Origin of the sequence: Algoriphagus aquimarinus (genome assembly GCF_007997215.1) — a bacterium.
GTDB classification, from domain to species: Bacteria; Bacteroidota; Bacteroidia; order Cytophagales; family Cyclobacteriaceae; genus Algoriphagus; species Algoriphagus aquimarinus_A.
This window is the reverse complement of the sequence record NZ_VORW01000001.1, coordinates 268,738-289,329: the sequence shown is the minus strand read 5'-3', so window position 1 is coordinate 289,329 and position 20,592 is coordinate 268,738. Positions and strand designations below refer to the sequence as shown.

19 protein-coding genes are annotated in these 20,592 nt (G+C 39.6%); 5 read left to right on the top strand and 14 right to left on the bottom strand.

Annotation, left to right across the window (positions count from 1 at the left end; translation table 11 throughout):
• Position 1: 1 nt before the first annotated feature.
• Positions 2–1,405, bottom strand: coding sequence for a DUF4403 family protein (locus tag ESV85_RS01335; RefSeq protein WP_146914436.1), 1,404 nt, complete (start codon positions 1,403–1,405; stop codon positions 2–4).
• Positions 1,406–1,477: 72 nt separating this feature from the next.
• On the opposite strand from ESV85_RS01335, the gene ytxJ reads away from it, so the two are divergent.
• Both ytxJ and ESV85_RS01325 read left to right on the top strand, forming a co-directional pair.
• The gene (gene ytxJ / locus ESV85_RS01330; protein WP_146914435.1) at positions 1,478–1,813 is read left to right on the top strand and encodes a bacillithiol system redox-active protein YtxJ; all 336 of its coding nucleotides are present in this window, start codon (positions 1,478–1,480) and stop codon (positions 1,811–1,813) included.
• A 126-nt stretch (positions 1,814–1,939) separates the two neighbouring features.
• Positions 1,940–4,798 (top strand): TonB-dependent receptor, encoded by a 2,859-nt coding sequence (locus tag ESV85_RS01325; protein WP_146914434.1) that lies wholly within the window; start codon positions 1,940–1,942, stop codon positions 4,796–4,798.
• A gap of 141 nt (positions 4,799–4,939) precedes the next feature.
• Here ESV85_RS01325 and ESV85_RS01320 read toward each other — a convergent pair whose 3' ends face one another.
• The 4 genes from ESV85_RS01320 to ESV85_RS01305 form a co-directional block, all read right to left on the bottom strand.
• On the bottom strand, positions 4,940–5,551 hold the full coding sequence (locus ESV85_RS01320; protein WP_146914433.1) for a Pr6Pr family membrane protein: 612 nt from the start codon (positions 5,549–5,551) through the stop codon (positions 4,940–4,942).
• A 111-nt stretch (positions 5,552–5,662) separates the two neighbouring features.
• Complete coding sequence (locus ESV85_RS01315) at positions 5,663–6,067, bottom strand: hypothetical protein (protein WP_223275884.1); 405 nt, start codon at positions 6,065–6,067, stop codon at positions 5,663–5,665.
• Positions 6,068–6,081: 14 nt separating this feature from the next.
• Complete coding sequence (locus tag ESV85_RS01310; RefSeq protein ID WP_146914431.1) at positions 6,082–9,204, bottom strand: S41 family peptidase; 3,123 nt, start codon at positions 9,202–9,204, stop codon at positions 6,082–6,084.
• A 101-nt stretch (positions 9,205–9,305) separates the two neighbouring features.
• The gene (locus tag ESV85_RS01305; protein ID WP_146914430.1) at positions 9,306–9,812 is read right to left on the bottom strand and encodes a fasciclin domain-containing protein; all 507 of its coding nucleotides are present in this window, start codon (positions 9,810–9,812) and stop codon (positions 9,306–9,308) included.
• 189 nt (positions 9,813–10,001) lie between these two features.
• Between ESV85_RS01305 and rlmH the strand changes: the two genes are divergently transcribed.
• A complete protein-coding gene (gene rlmH, locus ESV85_RS01300) occupies positions 10,002–10,475 on the top strand; it encodes a 23S rRNA (pseudouridine(1915)-N(3))-methyltransferase RlmH (RefSeq protein WP_146914429.1) in 474 nt (157 codons plus the stop codon).
• A 151-nt stretch (positions 10,476–10,626) separates the two neighbouring features.
• Here rlmH and crtD read toward each other — a convergent pair whose 3' ends face one another.
• Positions 10,627–12,093 (bottom strand): 1-hydroxycarotenoid 3,4-desaturase CrtD, encoded by a 1,467-nt coding sequence (gene crtD / locus ESV85_RS01295; protein ID WP_146914428.1) that lies wholly within the window; start codon positions 12,091–12,093, stop codon positions 10,627–10,629.
• A gap of 104 nt (positions 12,094–12,197) precedes the next feature.
• On the opposite strand from crtD, the gene ESV85_RS01290 reads away from it, so the two are divergent.
• Both ESV85_RS01290 and ESV85_RS01285 read left to right on the top strand, forming a co-directional pair.
• Positions 12,198–12,548 carry a hypothetical protein gene (locus ESV85_RS01290; protein WP_146914427.1) on the top strand — a complete coding sequence of 117 codons (351 nt, stop codon included), beginning with the start codon at positions 12,198–12,200 and terminating at the stop codon, positions 12,546–12,548.
• 581 nt (positions 12,549–13,129) lie between these two features.
• Entirely contained in the window at positions 13,130–14,041 is a 912-nt protein-coding gene (locus ESV85_RS01285) for a hypothetical protein (protein WP_146914426.1), read from the top strand.
• 75 nt (positions 14,042–14,116) lie between these two features.
• Here the strand turns inward: ESV85_RS01285 and ESV85_RS01280 are convergent, their stop codons facing one another.
• From ESV85_RS01280 to ESV85_RS01245, 8 genes are all read right to left on the bottom strand, one after another.
• Entirely contained in the window at positions 14,117–14,311 is a 195-nt protein-coding gene (locus ESV85_RS01280; RefSeq protein WP_146914425.1) for a hypothetical protein, read from the bottom strand.
• 411 nt (positions 14,312–14,722) lie between these two features.
• The gene (locus tag ESV85_RS01275; protein ID WP_146914424.1) at positions 14,723–16,189 is read right to left on the bottom strand and encodes a glycine--tRNA ligase; all 1,467 of its coding nucleotides are present in this window, start codon (positions 16,187–16,189) and stop codon (positions 14,723–14,725) included.
• A gap of 144 nt (positions 16,190–16,333) precedes the next feature.
• Positions 16,334–16,771: an outer membrane insertion C- signal gene (locus tag ESV85_RS01270; protein WP_146914423.1), complete on the bottom strand. Its 438-nt coding sequence runs from the start codon at positions 16,769–16,771 to the stop codon at positions 16,334–16,336.
• 54 nt (positions 16,772–16,825) lie between these two features.
• Entirely contained in the window at positions 16,826–17,872 is a 1,047-nt protein-coding gene (locus ESV85_RS01265) for an oxidoreductase (RefSeq protein ID WP_146914422.1), read from the bottom strand.
• A 2-nt stretch (positions 17,873–17,874) separates the two neighbouring features.
• Complete coding sequence (locus ESV85_RS01260) at positions 17,875–18,501, bottom strand: response regulator transcription factor (protein ID WP_146914421.1); 627 nt, start codon at positions 18,499–18,501, stop codon at positions 17,875–17,877.
• A gap of 56 nt (positions 18,502–18,557) precedes the next feature.
• Positions 18,558–19,313 (bottom strand): sensor histidine kinase, encoded by a 756-nt coding sequence (locus tag ESV85_RS01255; protein WP_146914420.1) that lies wholly within the window; start codon positions 19,311–19,313, stop codon positions 18,558–18,560.
• A complete protein-coding gene (locus ESV85_RS22435; protein ID WP_223275883.1) occupies positions 19,300–19,713 on the bottom strand; it encodes a hypothetical protein in 414 nt (137 codons plus the stop codon). The genes ESV85_RS01255 and ESV85_RS22435 overlap by 14 nt, the downstream gene beginning before the upstream one ends.
• Positions 19,714–20,061: 348 nt before the next feature.
• Complete coding sequence (locus ESV85_RS01245; RefSeq protein ID WP_146914418.1) at positions 20,062–20,454, bottom strand: molecular chaperone DnaK; 393 nt, start codon at positions 20,452–20,454, stop codon at positions 20,062–20,064.
• Positions 20,455–20,592 lie beyond the last annotated feature (138 nt).

Genomic DNA, 20,592 nt, shown 5'->3' with positions numbered 1-20,592 from the left:
TCTATTTCCAGTCCACACTCACTTTACCACTTGCTTTCATCTGAATCATTAAGCCATAGGCAGTAGGATAAAAACCATCTGGAGCTATTTCCAAATCAGTAATATTCATATTTGAAATCGGTGTGCTCAGGCCCAAGCGGACTTTAATACTTCCGACACTTTCATCCAATAAATCTCCAATCGGAAAAACAGCCTTCTTTTCTATCTGACGAATGATTTTACCCTTTTTAAGACCAATGCTAGTTTGAGCTCCTAGACTTCCGCTTTCCATTTTGAAATTTACGTCAGTGAAAATCAGACTTTGTGTCGTTTCATCGTAGGTTGGTTTACCCACTGCGAACAAGGTTCCGTTTAGAGACTTTCCGTTCGATTGCTCAGCAATGAAATCCATGCTGATTGCAAGCAAATCGCCAAATGCTTTGGTTTTAATATTTGATGGAATCAGTGTAGTCTTTCTATCTGCACGAAATTGCTTCCCTTCCACATTCTCTTTAAGTATAGCATCCAATCTATCGTAACTGATCGTCAAGGGTAGCAGCATTTCAAGACTATTTGCTGAGTTTGGGTTTGAGCTGAGTTTCGGCAATGGGAAAGGTCGGGAAGGTGCCGCATCTACTGGGTGAGAATTAATCTTACCATCCATACCTAGCCATAGATTGAAATTCTCCTCTTTATCAAAAAACTCACGTAATCTTACTTGCTCAGGCTGTATGGAAAAGGCCGTTTTTCCAGCTGTCCAATCTACTTCAAATGGTTTTCCTACTTGTGACCAAGCCAGGTCCACCAACGTTTTTAAACTTGCAATTTCTTTTCCTCCCGTTAGATTTTCATTTCCCCATTTTCGTATTTCTTTACTCAATAGTCCACTTAGATCCACTTGCATTCCCAGTACTTCCACTGCCAGGTTCCCGCCCAAATCTACAAGTTCGAAACTCTCAGCTCCAATTCCCCAATTGGAATTGATTACAGGATCTATCACAAATACCGGTGAAAAATCCTCATTCAGTGGCAGTTTAGATTGAAACAAACTTCCCAGCCCTTTGGGCTTTAGTCCCACTTCTCCTGTAATATTTATCGGAACAGTAAGCTGTATCCGCTGGCTATCAAGAGCAGTCCAGCTGATTTTTCCATTTCTTTTCAGCAGCAAATCTCCTTTAATTCCACTTCCCATATCCATTCCTTTCTCCTGAAGCAGGATTGAAGGGATTTGACCGTTTAGTAATTTATCCAAAGTTGCTTTGGGTATTTTGAGAGGCACATTCATTTCCGCAGTAGCCGGCGGAGGCGTGGAAGGTTGTCCTGGGTCAATGGCAGGGTTTATGCTTTTACAAGAATATAAAACGAGGCATAGCAGTACAACTGATAATTGAATTTTTATAGACCGCCCAAGGAACTGTATTTTCATAAATCAAGTTTGTTTTGCTGAGAACCTAAGTAGTCTCAGCAACTATTGCCCCAAAAATAAGAATTCGATAAAATGAATTGGAAAAAACTGACTAATGCCGAACAAATTCAGGAAATCAAATTGCTGAGCGAAGAAAAGCCTGTGATGATTTTCAAACATAGTACCAGATGCTCAATCAGTAGTATGTCTTTGGATCGTTTACTCCGGAAGTGGAAAGACGCTGATGCTGAGAAAGTGGAGCCCTATTACTTAGATTTGATTGCAGGCCGTGAAATCTCGGATTTGGTGGCAAAAGAATTTCGTGTTCCTCATCAATCTCCTCAGGTACTATTGATTAAAAATGGTGATGTCATTTACGACAACAGTCATTTTGGAATCTCTTATGCTGACCTGATGGGTAAAGTTTAGTTGTAATGATTTTTAAATGGTTTTTATACCATTTATCCAACCCAAACCCCATTCTTATTTTTCCTTAGATGTAGAATAAACCTTTGACATTCTTAATAAGTCAAAGTAGTAGAAATTTGCATCGACATGAAGAAAAACTACCACTTTATTTTACTGATTTTTTGCCTATTAATTGGCTCATCAGCATTTGGACAGCGACCAACGGGCGAAGGCCGTCCAGAAAGAAAATTAACAGGAACCGTCATGGATGGAGTCACAAAAACTCCAATGGCGGGCGCCAACGTGCTCATCAAAACAGTTACAGATTCTCTTTTGGTCGGTACTGTGACGGATGGAAAAGGCTATTTTGAAATTGTTAGACCTGCAATTCCATCGGTAAAAATCGAAATCAAATTTATTGGTTACGAAACAATCACTAAAACTCATACGGGAAGAGATCCAATTGATCTGGGCGTGTTTACTCTTGTAGAAGATGCTCAAGTACTGGGAGAAGTGATAATAGAAGGTCAGAATCCTCTTGGCGAAATGAGAGGAGATACCACTTCTTTCAATGCCAGCGCATTCAAAACCAAGGAAAATGGAATGGCTGAAGACCTCGTAAGGAAAATGCCAGGTATTACTATTGCAAATGGCGAAGTACAAGCGCAAGGTGAAGCAGTGCAAAAAATATTGGTAGACGGAAGAGAATTCTTCGGCTCAGACCCAAATATTGCTTTGAGAAATCTCCCTGCTGATGCCATCGACCGTGTGGAGATATTAGATCAAAAATCTGATCAAAGTCGATTGACTGGCTTTGATGACGGGACATATACGAAGACTATCAATATAATTTTGAGAGAGGACAGTAAAAACGGCCAGTTCGGTAGAGCATATGCGGGTTATGGTACAGATAATAAATACAATGCTGGAGGAAGTTTAAACCTCTTCAGCGGAGATAGAAGAGTTTCTATCCTTGGGCTTTTCAACAATATCAATCAACAAAATTTCTCCAGCGATGATCTTGCCGGAGTAAATGCAAACTCTTCTGGCGGGGGTGGCGGTAGAGGTCGTGGAGGTTTCGGCGGTGGCAATAACAACTTTTACGGAGGTAACGACATTGGTACAATTACTACCAATGCTATGGGTCTAAACTATAGTGACAAATTGGGCACTAAGGTCAACTTTACAGGAAGTTACTTTTTCAATAACACACAGAATACCCTTAGACAAATCACCAATCGTCAAACTGTAATCAATGAAACAACCACTCAGAATTATCAGGAAAACCTGATCAATTCTGTGGAAAATTTCAATCACAGAGCCAATGCCCGAATCGAAGCTGATCTGAATGAAAAAAACTCATTAATTATTACACCGAATATTTCATTCCAAACAAACAAAACATACAGTGATAGAGATGCCTTGACTTTGTCAAACGGCACAGATTCACTTTCCTCGCTTCGCTCTATCACGAATGCCAAGACTAATTCCTATAATATCGGAAACAACTTGACTTACCGATATAAGTTTGATAAGAAGGGGAGGACTTTTTCTACGGATGTAAATACATCTTGGAACAATAGAAACCAAGATTCCGAGCTATCAGGAGCTAGTATAGATTATCGAAGGAACCAATTAGATACTACACTGCAAGAAACATATCTACTCTCCCAGGGATTCAACTATAGAGTAAATGCGACCTTGACAGAGCCTTTAAGCGAAAAATCAATTGCTACTATTGGCTATCAGGTGGGGAACAATAAAACTGATTCAAATCAAAAGACAAGAGTTCTGAACGATGAGAATATTTCCGTTTTGGATACCGCGTTGAGTAATGAATTTAATAACAAGTTCATCACACAGAGATTAAGAACAGGCTATGCTTATAATAGTGCAGGTTGGAATTTGAGTGCCAATTTGGATTACCAATATGCCAAACTGGATAATGAGGCTTTCTTCCCGACGGAGGGTGTTTTCGTACGTGATTTCAATAATATCTTACCTAGCGCAAGTGTTAGCTTTAGAAATAGAGAAAGTGGACTGAATTTCCGCTTAAGGTATAGAACAAGCACGGACGAACCTTCAGTAAGTCAGCTTCAAAATGTGGTGAATAATCAAAACCCACTTAGCCTAAGTGTAGGTAATCCTAATTTGGCGCAGAGTTTCCAAAACAGCATATTCGCAAACATCGGCAAATTCAACATGGAGAAAAACCGTACCTTCTTCATATTTGCCAACGTATCTGCAACCAAGAATTACATTGGTAGCGCTACATACATTGCTGCCCAGGATACCTTGATCAATGGAGAAATATTATTGCGTCCAGGAGGACAGATTTCCCAGCCGGTCAACTTGGACGGAAACTTTAACAGCACGATGTTTATGACATATGGAGCTCCAATTAAAGGAATCAAGACTAATATCAACTTGAACACACGAGTTGGATTTAACAGATCTCCAGGTATTATCAATGGCGAGAAAAACATCAATGACAACATTAATCTAGGTCAGGGTGTCACCTTTACTTCTAACATCAGTAAGGATGTTGACTTTACCATTAGTACTACAGGAACGTACACGATTGTAAATTCAAGCTTGCAAGAGAATTTGAACAATAACTATTACATCCAAGAGTCAAATCTACGCTTGTATTACTCACCTAATGGTGGAAAGCTATTTGTTGGAAATACGGTCAGCAACAGTCTATATCGTGGACTTTCCGAAGGATTTGATCAGTCAGTATGGCTTTGGAATATGGAGGCTGGCTACAGATTTGCCAAAAATAATAAGGCAGAGATGAAGGTTGTAATCTTTGATTTGCTGAATCAGAATAATAGCATCTCACGTACTATTTCAGCGGTATCTGTATCCGATGTATATACGAATGTATTGACGCGCTACGGCTTGCTGACATTCACTTACATATTGGGCAATTTCAAGCAGCCTGAGCAAACTGAGCAGCCTTGGCAAAGAGGAGGCCCTCCAAGAGGAGGAAGAACTTGGTAAATTGCCATCAGCTTTAGGGAAATAACATCATAAAAAGAGGGGAGATTATCATAGATAGTCTCCCCTCTTTTTTGTACATCTCATTAGGTCTGAATAAGATAAGGTTCTGTAGAGATTTTAGAAATCAATTCTGCAATCTCTTTATCGCTTAATAATTGATTTGCCTACCATAAGCAGGAAGGCAGAGATCATTAAAAAAATCAACAGTAAGACCGTCGAATTAAGAAGAGTTTTTGTCATTCCTATAGTGGCAACATCGATAAATGGGTAGGGATAGAAATTAGAAAAGCTTCCTAGTATTAAGACATATAGTAAGTATGTTAATGGGTAAATAGCCCATTTCAATATCTGAGAGTAATTAATAGATTTAGTTCTTTCATATATAGACCAAAATATAATTACTAGAATTGGAATGACGGTATGAAGTAATTCATCCACTATCATCTGCAATCCTTGAGGATCCCAAACTTGCCTTAGTACAAGCTGGTACACCAAACCAACAATGATGATATAGACTGTTATCGCGGTAAGAATTCCAGGGGCATTAATCGGTTTAGATTCTTGATTCTTAGCAATAGAAACCAAAGTAAAATAGATTGCTACCAGTGTGTTAGTTAAAATGGTGAAAAAACTAAAAAACCTAATCACGGTTTCTGGAAGAGAGGTGACTCTATTTTCAAGCATTAAGATGAATTGCGTTATTACTGCAAACCATCCAATCAAAGCAAAAAACACAGCTAATTTTTTTTTCATAAGGGATGTAGTTCGGATGCTTTTTCGTTCACTGTTAACCTTTCAGTAAACGCCAACCTTGGTCTTGCTGAGCGGCTGATTGTCATAACGCGAGTTATGCACTGAGTTTGATTAACTGTTTACAGATTTAATCAAACGGATGAAAACGAATGAAAAAAAGATGAAAAATATCCAGTCATTTACCCCATAAACAGAATAAAATATACCAGCCATTATGTCTTTTTCGAAAACATCTGAAACGTTATTGTTGAGCATCCATTTTATCCAAATAAAGCCATAAATGAGTTTTTCAATGGCAAAGACTCCCACCAGCCATTTCACCTGGTGGTAATTTTTTGCGACTGATATATAGGCTAATCCCCAAACAACAATCATCAACAATCCGAAATTTGACATAACAACCGGATCAAATTCAGGAATGACAGGGTTGGTGAAGAATCTTGAAAAGACTAGTACTGCCATATTCATTAATCCAGCAGTTACAAATCCCTTACTAATTGTTTTTGTAGTTAGCATCATTTCAATTTGTATTACTTCACCTTTCCCAAAATCACCTCTATCGCTTTATCCAGTTGCTTTTGGTTTCCTTCAAGTCTGTCTACAAATCCTTCATCCACACGGATATCTGGCTCTACGCCATCTTTTTCCAGATTCCTGCCATCCAGCGTGTAGCATCCCCAAGCGGGAAGTCTGTAGAAAGAACCATCTACTAATCCCTGACCTGAAGTGAAGATGATCCAGCGATAAGTCTCAGTGCCAATAATAGTCCCTAAACCCAACTCTTTGAACCCAGCCGCAGTCATCTCTGCATCGGAGAGAGATTGCTCATTGATCAGCAGTACAATCGGTTTATCTGATGGAGAGAAGTTTGGTTGGTTAGTTAGTGCTCCGTCACGGTATTTCCACTGGAGATAGCTTTTCTGACTTAGGAATTTCAATACTTCATCATGGACATTTCCGCCAGTATTGTACCGAAGATCCAGTATCAAGCCATCTCGATTTGCTTTGTTAGAAACCATGTATTGTAGGAAATGATCTAGTTCACCACCACTCATATTCTTCATGTGTACATAGGAAATGCGATTCTCCGTTTTCTCATCGACATAAGCTTCGTTCTCGTCCATCCACTCATCGTACATCCAGGTTTTCATCTCTCCATAGGAAGTGGGATGTAGCTTCACTTTTATAGTTTGCCCCTTTCTAGTGAAAGTAAGTTCTAGCTCTTCAGCGATAGTCGGTGCGATAAAATACGTCTCCCGATTCTTGGACTTATCCACAGTTATACCATTCACTGCGATCAATTCATCGCCAGGCAAAATTGGTTGAGGCTCCAAATCCACAGGACTATCCTTGAGCACTTTATCCACAACAAATGGCGCATCTTCATTGAAGACCACTCCTGTGACCATTGTCTTACTTCCCAAGTAGATTTCTTCTTCAGCACCATTGGATGAAAATCCAAAGTGTGAGGTGTTCAACTCACCAAGCATGTCATTGAAAATCTCACGAAGATTTTCACGACTATGTACATATGGTAAATATTTAGCATAGCGATCCCTGAGTTCCTGCCAGTTTTGTCCATGGAAATCACCATCATAGAAGTTCTGTTCCATGCCTGCCCAAGCTTCATAGTACATTTGTTCAAATTCGTCTCGAAGATTTTTAGCAAATGTTTCGGAGACCTTGATCTCTTCTGTTTTGTTCGAGTTTGGATCCAGCGTACTCACCTTTCCACCAGCCAGGAGGTAGAGCTTATCTTTTGCTTCTACGATTTCATAGCCGCCCATTTGCTCATCGCTTACTTTCTCAGTCTTTGACTTCTCGAAATCTTCCAGTGTAGTTTTCCACAATTTTGGAGTTCCTTCATCATGATTCGAGATAAAGAAAACATGAGTTTTTCCATCCTTTTGAAAAAGGTAAGGAGATGACTGCTGACCGAACCCCGGCCCGATTTGCTCCAGTCTATCCATGAAATCACCTGCTGTTACTTTTACTGTTACTTCTGGTTTTTTCTCCTTCTCATCTTTTGATTTTTCTACGAAAAGCTCATCCACTTTATCCGATTTAAAGAGGTCAGCAAATTTGTCCAACTTCATTCGGTAGAGATGCGCGTCGGTAGTTCCGAAGGGATAGCTAGCATGCGTGCGGTCCGTGATGAAATAAATGTATTTGCCATCTGGCGACCAAACCGGGCTTGTCTCTGTCACCAAAGTCTCAGTAAGGTTCAGCGTTTTCTTAGATGATCTGTCATAGATCATTATTTCACGCTCGAAATTGCGAATTGGAGAAAATACAACGTATTGGTCGTCTGGTGAGAAAAAAGCTCTAGGCGTATAAAGCCCCCATAACTCATCTTCCACAAGCGTCTTGCTTTCCAATGTTTTCAGGTCTATCTCACGGATTTCATTTCTTCCACTCACATAGACTCCGAGGCTACGATCTTTGTTCAGCGTTAATTCTCTGTTCTTGTTTTTATCTTCTGTCAACTGCTTTTCCTTGCCAGGATTCTGAGCAGAGATCGTAAACCAATTATGGTAGCCTTTCACCGTGCGTGAATACAACAAGGTTTTATTATCCGCCAACCACTTCACTTCTTCCACAGCTTCCTTTGGATCGGTGGGGATTTGTTTGACAAACTTTCCTTTCACATCTGAGATGAAAAGAATACCTCGTGACACAAAAGCCATTTTTTCACCGTCCTGGGAAATATCAAAATAGCTCATATTTCCATCCACCTTTCTGGAAATCTGCTTGCTTAAGGTCTGATTTTGAAAAACACTGATCTCAGGCTTGGCGGTTTGACCTGATGCCACATCGTAAACAAATACCTGATAGTCTTTTCTGAAAACGATTTTCTTTCCGTTAGCGCTCACTTTAGGCCACATGATAGAAGTAGGGAAATCGGTCAGTTGAGTTTTTGTTTTTCCCTTGAACGTATAAAGATTATACTCTCCATTTGCCTCATCAGACATGAAAAAAACGGCACCGTTCTGATCTATCGTAGCGCCGAAGTCTTTGCCTTCGTAGTCGGTGTATTGGGTAAAGGCTTTTGTGGTCGGATTGTAAGATTTTATATCTGGATTGTATTCGCCTTTGTAGCGCTTACGATGTGCAAAGTTTTTGCTTTCCCAGGTTTCATTAAAGTAGATCTCACCTGTTTTAGGATTGATTACGGTATTGTGAATAGTATTGAAGTAGTGAGGAAAAAGTCGCTTAGGCGTGGAGCCAGCCAAATCAATTTCATACGCTGAGAATCTATTGTATCGATCTGAAGTGAAATAGATTTTGTCGCTTTCCCAGCTCCAGGATTCCACCTCATCTGTTGCCTCATGGAAGGTCAACTGTTTGATCTCTCCACCACCAATCGGCATCAGGAACACATCGGTATTGCCAAATTGCTCCGCCGAAAAAGCTAGCCATATGCCATCGGGAGATACGGAAGGCTTACTTTCCATGCCTTCCATGGCAGTAAGCCTAGTCGATTGCCCACCAGCGGTAGGTACTTTCCACAGGTCACCTTCATAGCTGAAAATTATTGTTTCTCCATCAGGAGTAAGTGTCGGGTCAGAAAGGAAAAAAGGAGAAGTTAGTGCTTGTGCTTTAACTTCGGAAAAGCCAACGATTAAAAGTAATGCGATAAATATCTTTTTCATAGAAGGGTGGAGGTTAGAAATAGTATTCTAAAGTTAACCAACCCCGAATAAAAAAAAAGCCTGTCCAAAAGACAGGCTAGTATTCAAGCTATTGATTCCGATTACATTGGAGGCATGATAACCGTGTCAATGATATGTACTACACCATTATCTGCCATGATATCAGCGGTAGTTACCGTTGCATTATTAATCATCGCCTTGCCATCCATTAATGTCACTTTAATAGAACTTCCTTCAGCAGTTTTTGCCACTTGACCATTTTTGAGATCTGAAGACAATATCTTCCCAGGGACAACGTGGTAGGTTAGAATTTTCACCAATTGAGCTTTGTTCTCTGGCTTCAACAAGTTTTCAATTGTGCCTGCAGGAAGCTTTGCAAAAGCCTCATTTGTCGGTGCAAATACTGTAAATGGGCCGTCTCCTTTCAAGGTTTCTACCAAATCACCAGCTTTCACAGCTGCTACCAATGTGGTTAGGAAATCTTGAGATATAGCCAAATCTACTATGTCCGCATCCATTCTTGTTTCATGAATTGGATTTGATTTTGGGCTAAATGATGAAGCTACTACAAGTATTGCCATCATAAATACTACTCCTAATTTTTTCATATTCGTAAATTGTTTTAGTTGAAATTGGTTTATGTTCTTACAACATTCTTTGTAAGTAATTGTTTGTCAATTTCTAAAAGCATTATGTTTTCTATGCTTTCGGTCTCCGCTACGTATTCGAATTGTCCTAAAATAATTTTGCAGTGTGTTTAGCAGGAACCGTTAAAAAGAATTTTCAGATATTTGATCATGCAAATCAAATTGATCGCAATCGGTAAAACTGACAATAAGGCAATTGTAGAACTTATAGACGAGTATGCGAAAAGGTTGAACTTTTACATCAAGTTTGAAATAGAAATCATTCCAGATCTGAAAAACACGAAATCCCTTTCGGAAGCCATCCAAAAGCAAAAAGAGGGGGAATTGATTTTAAAGAAAGTGATTGCCTCAGACGAGCTGATTTTGTTGGATGAGCGTGGAAAAAGTTATAGTTCTGTCGATTTTTCTAGTTATGTCCAAAAGAAGATGAATTCAGGATTGAAGCAATTGATTTTCGTGATTGGAGGCCCTTATGGATTCTCAGATGAAGTCTATGCTAGAGCAAATGGCAAAATATCCATTTCAAAGATGACTTTTTCACATCAAATGATCCGTCCATTTTTCATAGAGCAGCTGTATAGAGCTTTCACTATTTTAAGAAACGAGCCTTATCATCATGAGTAGGGAGGGGTGAGTGGTCAGTCGCAGGGATCAGTCGTAGTGGTGCGTTTATTATATGAATGCCCTAGTTCAAGTCTGATCCCGATAACTATCAGGATTGCGGCATGCTGCGAATATCATCTGAAAACTGAGACTGAATACTGATCACTCATGACTATCCTTCAATCATATCACTCATAATTTTCGCTGAAAGTAAGCATAGGGGAATCCCACCTCCAGGGTGAACAGATCCGCCACAGAAGTAGAGATTTTTTATCGAGGAGGAATAATTTGCATGACGTAGGAAAGCAGCAAACTTATTGTTTGAGCTATTGCCATAGAGGGCACCTTGAGCTGAAGAAGTCTTGGACTCTATCGTTCGAGGATCTAGGATTTCCTCTACTTCTATCAAGGATTCCACATCAGTCTTTAATATGCGATTCAGCTTATGAATGATATTTCTTTTAGCTTCAGCAATTATCTGATCCCAATCCTGGCCTTGGTTATTGGGTACATTGATCATCGTAAACCAATTCATGCATCCCGCTGGAGCATCATCAGCTTTATGAGTAGAAGTGATGTTCACATAGATAGTAGGGTCATCGTATATCGTCCCTTTTTTGAAAATATGCTCAAATTCCAAGGGGTAATTATCAGAGAAAAAAATATTATGCAGATCCAGCTCAGGAAAATCACGCTTGATTCCCCAATAGAAAATCAACGCAGAGCTCGATTTGGGCTGCTTGAGTAAAAGCTTGGGCTGCTTCTGATCTTTGAGGATAGTCTTGTAGGCATTGACCATATCCATATTGTTCACTACGAGGTCAGCATAGTGATCTTGACCTTTTACTCGTATGCCTTTCGCTTTTCCATTTTCCACTAAGACCTTTTCTACTTTCTGGCCAAAATGATACCTTACCCCAAGATCTTCAGACAGCTTGAATAAGCTTAGCGTGATGTCATGCATACCTTTTTTGGGGAAAAAGGCACCTATATTAAATTCCAGATGAGGGATTATATTAAGTGTAGCAGGAGTTTCAAAAGGATTTGAACCATTGTAAGTCGCGTAGCGATTGAAGAGCTGTACCAGTTTTGGATGAGTGAATTGCTTCTGATTTGCTTCGTTCATGGTCGAGAAAATCCCAAGCTTTCCCATCCTCAGATAGGATTTTAGCGCTTGAGGATTCGTCCAGGTGTCCAACTTATGAAGTGAGCGGTTCATAAAGAGTGGTGCTAGACTATCGTATATAAAAGCGGATTGTTTGAGTGCTTCTTTGATTGTTGATGTAGGTTCGCCCAGCTTGTTCTGTACTTCTTCCGCAAATTGATTGAGATCGGAATAAGCATTTAATCTGGTGCCGTCTTCCCAAAAATATTTGCAGGCGACATTCAGCTTGTCATACGCAAAGTAACCCTTCGGATCTTTTCCCGCTAAGCGAAAAAGCTCATCTACCTGTTCGGGAAGTGTGAAAAGCGATGGTCCAGCATCAAAGCGATATGCACCAAGTTGAATCTCACTAAGTTTTCCACCGGGATAGGAATTAGCTTCAAATACTTCCACATCGTAACCTTTCACCGCTAATCGGATAGCCGAACCAATGCCTGCAATACCTGAACCTATGATGAGTGCTTTCTTTGTCATGAACTTTTATTCATACGCTAAACTAGCATTTTTTGAAAATGTTAGCCTCGTTGTAGCAATCATTAGTTCACATTCGTATATATGTTATATCTAACTTCTTTTTTATGAAAAACTTATTACTACTTGCTCTTGTCGCACTTGTTTTTATTTCTTGTGACAAATTAGACGAACCGGATATTTTGGGGTCGTACGCGAATACTCCTGAAGGTTGTACTTCTAACAATGATCCAATGTTTGGATGTGGCAGATTTATTACGCTATCTGCTGGTGGAGTAGCTGATGTTTTGTATGGGGGAGATGTGATTTCCAGGACTTCTTATAAGATCAAAGGACAGAAAATCAAGATTGAAAAAAGCGATCAGTTTGGTTTAGAGTTGACTTTTAAACAACTGGATGATGGCACACTGAGAGAGGAAAGTGATAAATCAATATGGTATCCAGTAGATTTCGATTAAAACTTAAAAAATTTCTGAGGTCGCTCTCAGAAGTTTTTTTATGCTTTGCGAAAACTCTTTTAAAGCTAGGAGCTTCAGTGATTTTTTCATGAAAAGAATAGAACTGGAAAATGGATTGTGACTATTTTTTCTCCTCGCGGTAAGGACTCACCCAAAACGCAAACTCCAGATTCGTTAGTAAGTATTGAATACTTCAAATAATCATATTTTATTTTTTTAAGTTTTAAACTTGATTACAGGTTAGTTGATTCGAAAAAAGACTTTATTCTAGTTTCCCTATGGTGTTCATATAAATTGCTCTTTATTAGAGATCAATGAAGTAAATAAATGACTTCAAAATATCAATATGGCAGTTATTGATGCCTAAAAGGATACCTCTATCAATAGAAGGACCACTGCTGAATCTTATAATTTCTAAATAATTAGTCTATCATAAATTAGGTTTTATGGAGATACGATCCGTATTGGTTGTATTAAATCCATAGCTGATTTAAATATTTGTATAAATATATTTTCAACAACGTTAATTTGTATTTGAAAAACATTTATATTCGATCATAAATCTAAAACTTTATACATCTATGAAAATTTTTACAACCAAAATGCTGGCGTTAGTGACCTCGGTATTGCTCTTAGGAGCCTGTAGCCAAATGGCTACTTACGAAAATGAAGACCTTTTGTCTAATCAAGAGGTTGCTGCTAAAAACGGATTCAATCTGACTCCTTATGGTACTGGTGGAAATGAGAATGCGGCTTTACTTTCTTGTGCAGAGTGCATTGAAGTACCTGAAGTAGCAACTAGTGTTGTTTCAAAAACAGCCGGACCAACAACTACAAATTACGGTGACCTTTCAGTATGGAATACAGAAACTGACTTGGTTGTGACTTATGCTTTTTATGGCACGGATGGGGCTGATGGTTCTTCAATTACTATTGGTAGTACAGTTTATTCTTGGGTAAAAGATGGTGCTGTTTCTGCAGGTATTAGTGATGTTGTAGTTTCAACAAATGGTAAGATTCGTTCTTATAAAGTGACCCATCCTTTGAATGTCAAAACTGCTTGCACTTCCTATTCTGTAAGCTTTGCTTCTAACGGAGGTCCTGGAGGATCCCTTTCAAAATCAACTTCATATGCTATTTATGAGTATTGCTCGGAAGATTGCGAAGAGAGCTTCTCTTATGTAGATAATGGTGATAATGCAGCATATGTCTTTACTTACATTCCATCTGAAGATATGTCAGCAGCTGCGTTAGTGTTCACATTTGCTCAAGGAGTTGCTGCATCCGCAACAGGTTTGGACGGATGGGCTACAAATGGTTCTACTAGACAAATCACTATGGATTTGGTTGCTTGTCAAGAATATACTTGGACAGTAGATTTGACACCTGATTGTTCTGGTTCATCTGCAAATAGCAATGTTTGGACTGATTTCAAAGTGAACACTGTCTCTAAAAAAGGAACGTTATCAAACATTACAGAAAGCTGTAATTAATAAACTCTGTTAATAGTGTATAAAAAATGCCCCCTGAAGGTTAAATTCTTTCAGAGGGCTATTTTTTTGGTCTTCCTACAACTTCTCAAAGATCCTTCTAAAGCTAGTCGCCTCAGCGATTCTTCCATGAAGCTCAGAAATTGGAACTCTCTCCTGCTCGGTAGTATCTGCTGATGACTCAGCTAAAACAAGAGGCAAAGCATAATCGGTACACAACTTGAATAGGAATGTGGCTTTAGCACATTCCTGAAAGGGATTCCAAAACCTCATGGGCTTTAGCCCAAGTCGGGAATGAGAAGATTGGGCTAAAGCCCAAAATTCTTTTTACCTTTTTATCTATCCCCCTGCTAAAGCAGGAGGCAAAGCATGAGACTACTCCGTAGTATCTGCTGATGCCTCAGCTAAAACTGGAGGAAAAGCATAATCGGTACACAACTTGAATAGGAATGTGGCTTTAGCCCATTCCTGAAAGGGATTCCAAAACCTCATGGGCTTTAGCCCAAGTCAGGATTGATAAGATTGGGCTAAAGCCCAAATTTCTTTTTACCTTTTTATCTATCCCCCAGTCCGGATAGCTATCGGGACAGGAGGCTAAGCATGAGCCTACGAAACCGAAAAAAGCCCGTCTGACGAATCAAAACGGGCTTTTTGCATCGGTCATCGGACAATAAGCATCCGACATCAAAGCTTTTCAAATATCCTTCTAAAGCTAGTTGCCTCAGCGATTCTTCCATGAAGCTCAGAAATTGGAACTCTCTCCTGCTCGGTAGTATCACGATGGCGTATTGTTACCGTATTATCCTCAAGCGTCTGATGATCTACCGCGATACAGAATGGCGTACCGATCAGATCCTGACGCGCATATCTTTTACCGATGGAAGAAGCATCTTCATAGATAATGTTGAAATCATATTTCAGCAACTCAACAATCTCTTTCCCTTTTTCTGGCAAGCCGTCTTTCTTCGTGATTGGAAGAATAGCTGCTTTCACAGGCGCAATCGCTGGGTGAAGTTTTAAGTATGTTCTGCTTTTCTCCTCAGTTTTCTCTTCGGTATAAGCATTGCAAAGCGTTAGCAAAAACAATCGATCTGCTCCTATAGAAGTCTCTACTACAAAAGGGATGTAATTTTGATTCACTTCCGGATCGAAATACTGCTGCTTCTTTCTGGAGAATTCCTGATGTGATTTCAAATCAAAATCAGTTCTGGAATGGATTCCTTCCACTTCTTTGAAGCCAAATGGGAAATCAAATTCGATATCCATAGCCGCATTTGCATAGTGAGCAAGCTTCTCGTGATCGTGCTTTCTCAGCTTTTCAGCAGGTGTTCCCAATGCCAAATGCCATTTCATTCTAGTGTCTGCCCAATTCTGATACCATTCCAGTTCAGTGCCAGGACGTACAAAAAATTGCATCTCCATTTGCTCAAACTCACGCATTCTGAAGATAAACTGACGGGCTACGATTTCATTTCTGAAGGCTTTACCGATCTGAGCAATTCCAAAAGGAACTTTCATTCTGGCAGTTTTCTGCACATTCAGGAAGTTCACAAAGATACCCTGGGCAGTCTCAGGTCTCAGGTAAATAGTGGTAGAATCCTCAGCCACAGAGCCCACTTGGGTAGAGAACATCAAGTTGAACTGACGAACATCTGTCCAGTTGGACGTGCCAGAGATAGGGCACTTAATACCTTCATTGGTGATCAAATCTCTTACTCCAGCTAGATCTTCTGCTTCCAGCAATCTCGCCAATGCACCCGTAAGAGCATTTGCTCTTTCTATATCTCCAGCTCTTTCGAACACTGCCGCATACTCTTCTACAAGCACATCCGCACGGTAGCGCTTCTTAGAGTCCTTGTTGTCGATCATTGGATCATTGAAGCTATCTACGTGACCAGAAGCTTTCCAGGTGGTAGGATGCATAAAAATCGACGCATCGATACCGACAATATTGTCTTGTACGCGAGTCATGGTTTCCCACCACAGACGCTTCAAGTTGTTTTTTAACTCTACGCCATAAGCACCATAATCATAAACTGCCTGAAGGCCGTCGTAGATCTCAGAACTAGGGTAAACAAATCCATACTCTTTGGCATGGGAAATAATATCTTTCAATTGCGTGTTTTCCGCAGGAGTTTCTGTTTTTGCCATAGGCGCAAAAATAGGGAAACTAATTGAAATCTCAGGGCGGACAAATTTTCAATTTATTCTGAACTAGCCCAATTTTCAATGAAAACAAAAAAGGCCAAGATTCTTCAAGGAATCTTGGCCTGATTAACAGTCGTTAAATTGGTATTATCTAAAAGTATATTTAACCCCGACACCCCCTCTGAGGTAACTGTCATTGTGATTTGCAAAAACCGGTGCTGCTTCTACTAAAAAGCCCAAGTTTTTAGTGTTGAATGGTGTAATCAATACACCTACAGGAATAGCCACATAAATATCGTTATGATCGTCGTGATGCTTGTGATGATGATCTCCTAATAAGCCCAATCCTACGCCTACATAGGCATTTACTTCACTTTTTCTCACAAAATTATAGGCTCCCATCAATTCTAGCCCGATGTCGTGTCCGATACCAAGTCTAGCTTCTCCGAAAAATTCATTGTTAGGGTCAGTTCCTACGGTGATAAATGTATCAGAACTCTGGAAGTTGATACCTACAGCTACTTGAGCTTGAGAAATCGATATAAAAGCAAAAAGCGCGAATGCTAATAAGAATACTTTTTTCATGTGTATTGAATTATTTCTAATCCCTTACCCCAAAAAAGAGCCAAACTTAAACTATTACCAATTCCCTTCTGCTTTTGAAATTGTGCGTTTCTCTTCTGCACTTTTAAAAGATGCCTCAATTATCTTCAAGACGCTGATAGTCTGAGGAATCGTGATGTCTAGCGAAGTGCCTTTTGAAATGGCATCTGCGACATTTTGGTATAGAATTCTGTAATTCCCAGGGATGGTCTCATATGCTTTGGTTTCTTCATTGAGGAAAATTTTCCCCCACTTCTCCTCAGTTTCCACACCCCAACTTGCGCCTTCGGGCTTATGTCCCAGCTTGAATTCTGCTTCTTGTACATCCAAACCGAACTTTTGATAAGATCCATTTTTACCCAAAAGCAAAAACTTCGGAGTAGCAACATTGACTAACACTCCTGCTGTCACTTTAGCTTTGAGAGATCCATAGTCCAAAGTAATATCGAAGTAATCGTCAGCCACAGCACCAGTTCTTTGTTTGCGAATATCTGCCTGAATCCAGTTTGGCAAGCCAAAAAGCAATACTACTTGATCGATCAAATGCGCCCCAAGGTCATAGGTGATACCATTGCCAGGCACTTCCTTTTCTCTCCAATTCTCTGAAACATCCGGGCGGAAGCGATCAAAATGAGACTCTAAATAGACAAGATCGCCAAGATCTCCTTTTCGAACCAACTTCTGTAAGGTCATGAAGTCCCCGTCGTATCGTCGGTTGTGAAAGACGGAACAAATCAAGCCTTTCTCTTCTGCGAGCTTATTTAGTGTTTCAGCTTCATGAGAGAAGATAGTTACCGGTTTATCTACCACCACATGCTTTCCGGCTTCCAGACACTGCATTGCCATCGGGAAGTGATACTCATTTGGAGTAGTGATCACGATCAGATCAGCCACATCAGCGGCTAGCAATTCATCCAAACTCCTATAGGTCGTTATGCCAGAATACAATTCTTCGCAGCGATTGGTGTGGCGTTCCACAGATGCTACCAGATCAAGGTCTGGACATACAGCTATCAGGGGTGCATGCATTTTCTCAGCCACAGAGCCGAAGCCTACTATGGCTGTTTTAATAGGAGTACTCATAATTATAGGTTCATTTCGTGTGCCTTGTTCACCAGCTCAATTCGAGAACTAACTTGGAGTTTCTGGTGTATGTTTTTGCGATGTGTCTCGACGGTTTGCTTACTAAGATTCAGTATTTCAGCTATACTTTTGTTTTGAATTCCATCCCTAATCAGTTGGATGATTTCTGTTTCACGGCGGGAAAGTTTATACTTCATTCTGAACGCATCGAAATAGGCGCCTTGCAAAGCTTGTTTTTTGACCCGATCAAAATTCAGGACGTGTCTACCCTCATAAACTTCATGAACGGTAAAAATCAATTCATCTGGATCTGCATCTTTGAGTATAAAAGCATCGGCTTTTTGATTGATGCATTTTTTGTAAATCTTCTCCTCATCATACATAGAAAGAACTATCACCTTCAAATGTGGGTGTACTTCTTTGCAATGATCCAACACACCAAATCCATCCATGATAGGCATATTAAGGTCTGTGAGCACTACATCGATCTCATGATCAGCTAGGTAATCACAGAGCTCTCTTCCATTGGGAAAGACACCGACGACAAGGAGGTCATCCTCGTCTTCAAGAATTCCTTCTATTCCTTTTGCAAATAATTTGTGGTCGTCAGCCAGGGCGATCCTGATCATTTAGTGGAAGGGATTAATGTATTAGGAAGATTAAACTTCAAATTATACCCTAAAATCTAATTTGGCAAGGTTAAAGTTATTTCTGTTCCTTTTCCGACCGAAGAAGTCAAGTTAAATTCGCCACCAATAGTTTCCATTCTCTTCTTGAGATTGAACATACCGCTACCATTGGATTTTTGAGAAGAGTCAAATCCTTTACCGTCATCCTGTATTAGAATTTGTCTAATTTCTCCATTTTCACGCATCCTAATTAGAATGTTTTCCGGCGAAGCGTGTTTGAGTGCATTGTTAAGAGATTCCTGAATTACGCGAATCAACACCAATTTCCGATCCTTTGGCAAGTCGATAAGTTCAAAATTTGCGTCCAGAGAGGTTTCGCAAAAACCTGTATTCTGTATTCTTTCTAACTGCTGCTCGATGAATTCATTGATACTGATAGACTCCACCCAATCTAGATTTAATTGCTTAGATAAGCCACGTACTTCTTGTATTGCCTGACCTAGTATGTCTCTTCCTTCGGCTATTTTTTCAGGTTTTATTGACCCAAAATTGAGCTTGGCCAGCGAAAGTAATTGACCAATATTGTCGTGAAGCTCCCTACCTATATGAGTCAGGGTTTCTTGTTGGATCTCATTTTCAATATTCAGCAAAGTCTTCTCATGTTCAGATTTGACTTGATCCATTTTTTGGAGGTTTTGCGCCTGACGCTGCCTATGGATAAACACCATGGAAATCACGAAAGTGGACATGATTCCTCCTAGAAATAAGGTAGAAAAGATGATTATATACACCTGACTTTCAACTAAATCCATAAGAAGGCTCTTTCTCAAATAGTTTAGGAAGTTTAGGCGAAGCGATTGTGAGCAATAGTATTGCTAAATTAAAAACACTCATTATAAGATTGATCTGAAACATAGATCTGCCAAGTTCATAGTTGTGAGTTACCAAGAATGGCATGGCTACAAAGTTTATGTAAGTCAAAGAGTAAGTAAAGAGAATAAACGTCATCTGCCAAAAGGATATCAGTCTCAGAGGATTTGAATTCAGGTATAGATCGTTTGTCATAAATCCAACAAAATAAAGTCCGCTTCCCACCAGAATCATATTTGCACCTATGGAGAAAATTATAGGTTGAAACCAGAAAATAGGCTCTATTCCTGAAAATTGTAAGATTTGGTTGCTGATCAAAAACCCAATAATCATCCAATTCATATACTTCTTTTTAGAAGGCTCAATCCAGTACCTTATTAAAAAAAAGTAGAGACTCGTTAATACAAGCAAATTAGTAATATTATGTAACCATAGATTGTATCTGGGGAATTCTGTATTTCCGAGATAGGCATTAATAGTTTTATTAAACTCATGATCATACAAGGTGTAGGCTACCATATTTTCACAAAACACTGTAAAAATCAAGATCATAAAGGGAAGCCAAAAGTACATTTGCACCCTTTGATCATTTGATAGTCGGAAAAAAAAGAAAATGCCTGATAGCCCGATTAGATCTACTATAATCAAATACTCAGTTAGAAATGCCGCTACGAACCTGCTATCCATTTTCTAGGAATCTGTAGGTTCTGGTTCGCAGATATAAGGGCACAGCATCCCCCCTATTTCATACTCATCCTCTTCTCCACCTATTAATTTATTTTCTTTGAGATTGGCGGAACGCATCACCAGGGCCATCTGACCTGTATAGGCTACAGCCTGACCAGGGTAAACCTTTTCAGCCATTTCCTCGGTAAATTCAGTGAAGTAAAACTGAACCCCGCCAACTGTTGGATTATCATCAGCTTTAGCTAATAATCCTTCTAAAGTACCTCTATCAACAAATATCCAGCTAGTCTGATTGTCTTTGTCTTTGCCTTTTTTGCCCTTAGCTGGCTTGCCTTTTTTGACTTCTTTGTCATATTTTGCTTTCATGCTTTCGAAGTCTGCTTTAGATATTTTCATAGAAAAGTATTTTTGTAAAATTTAGTAATGGAATAAACTTGTAGAAATAATTCCCCAAAAGATAAGGATTTTAATCTGCGATAAGGCAAAAAAAAGGAGCGAGTATGACACCCGCTCCTTTAAATAATTAATGAGAAT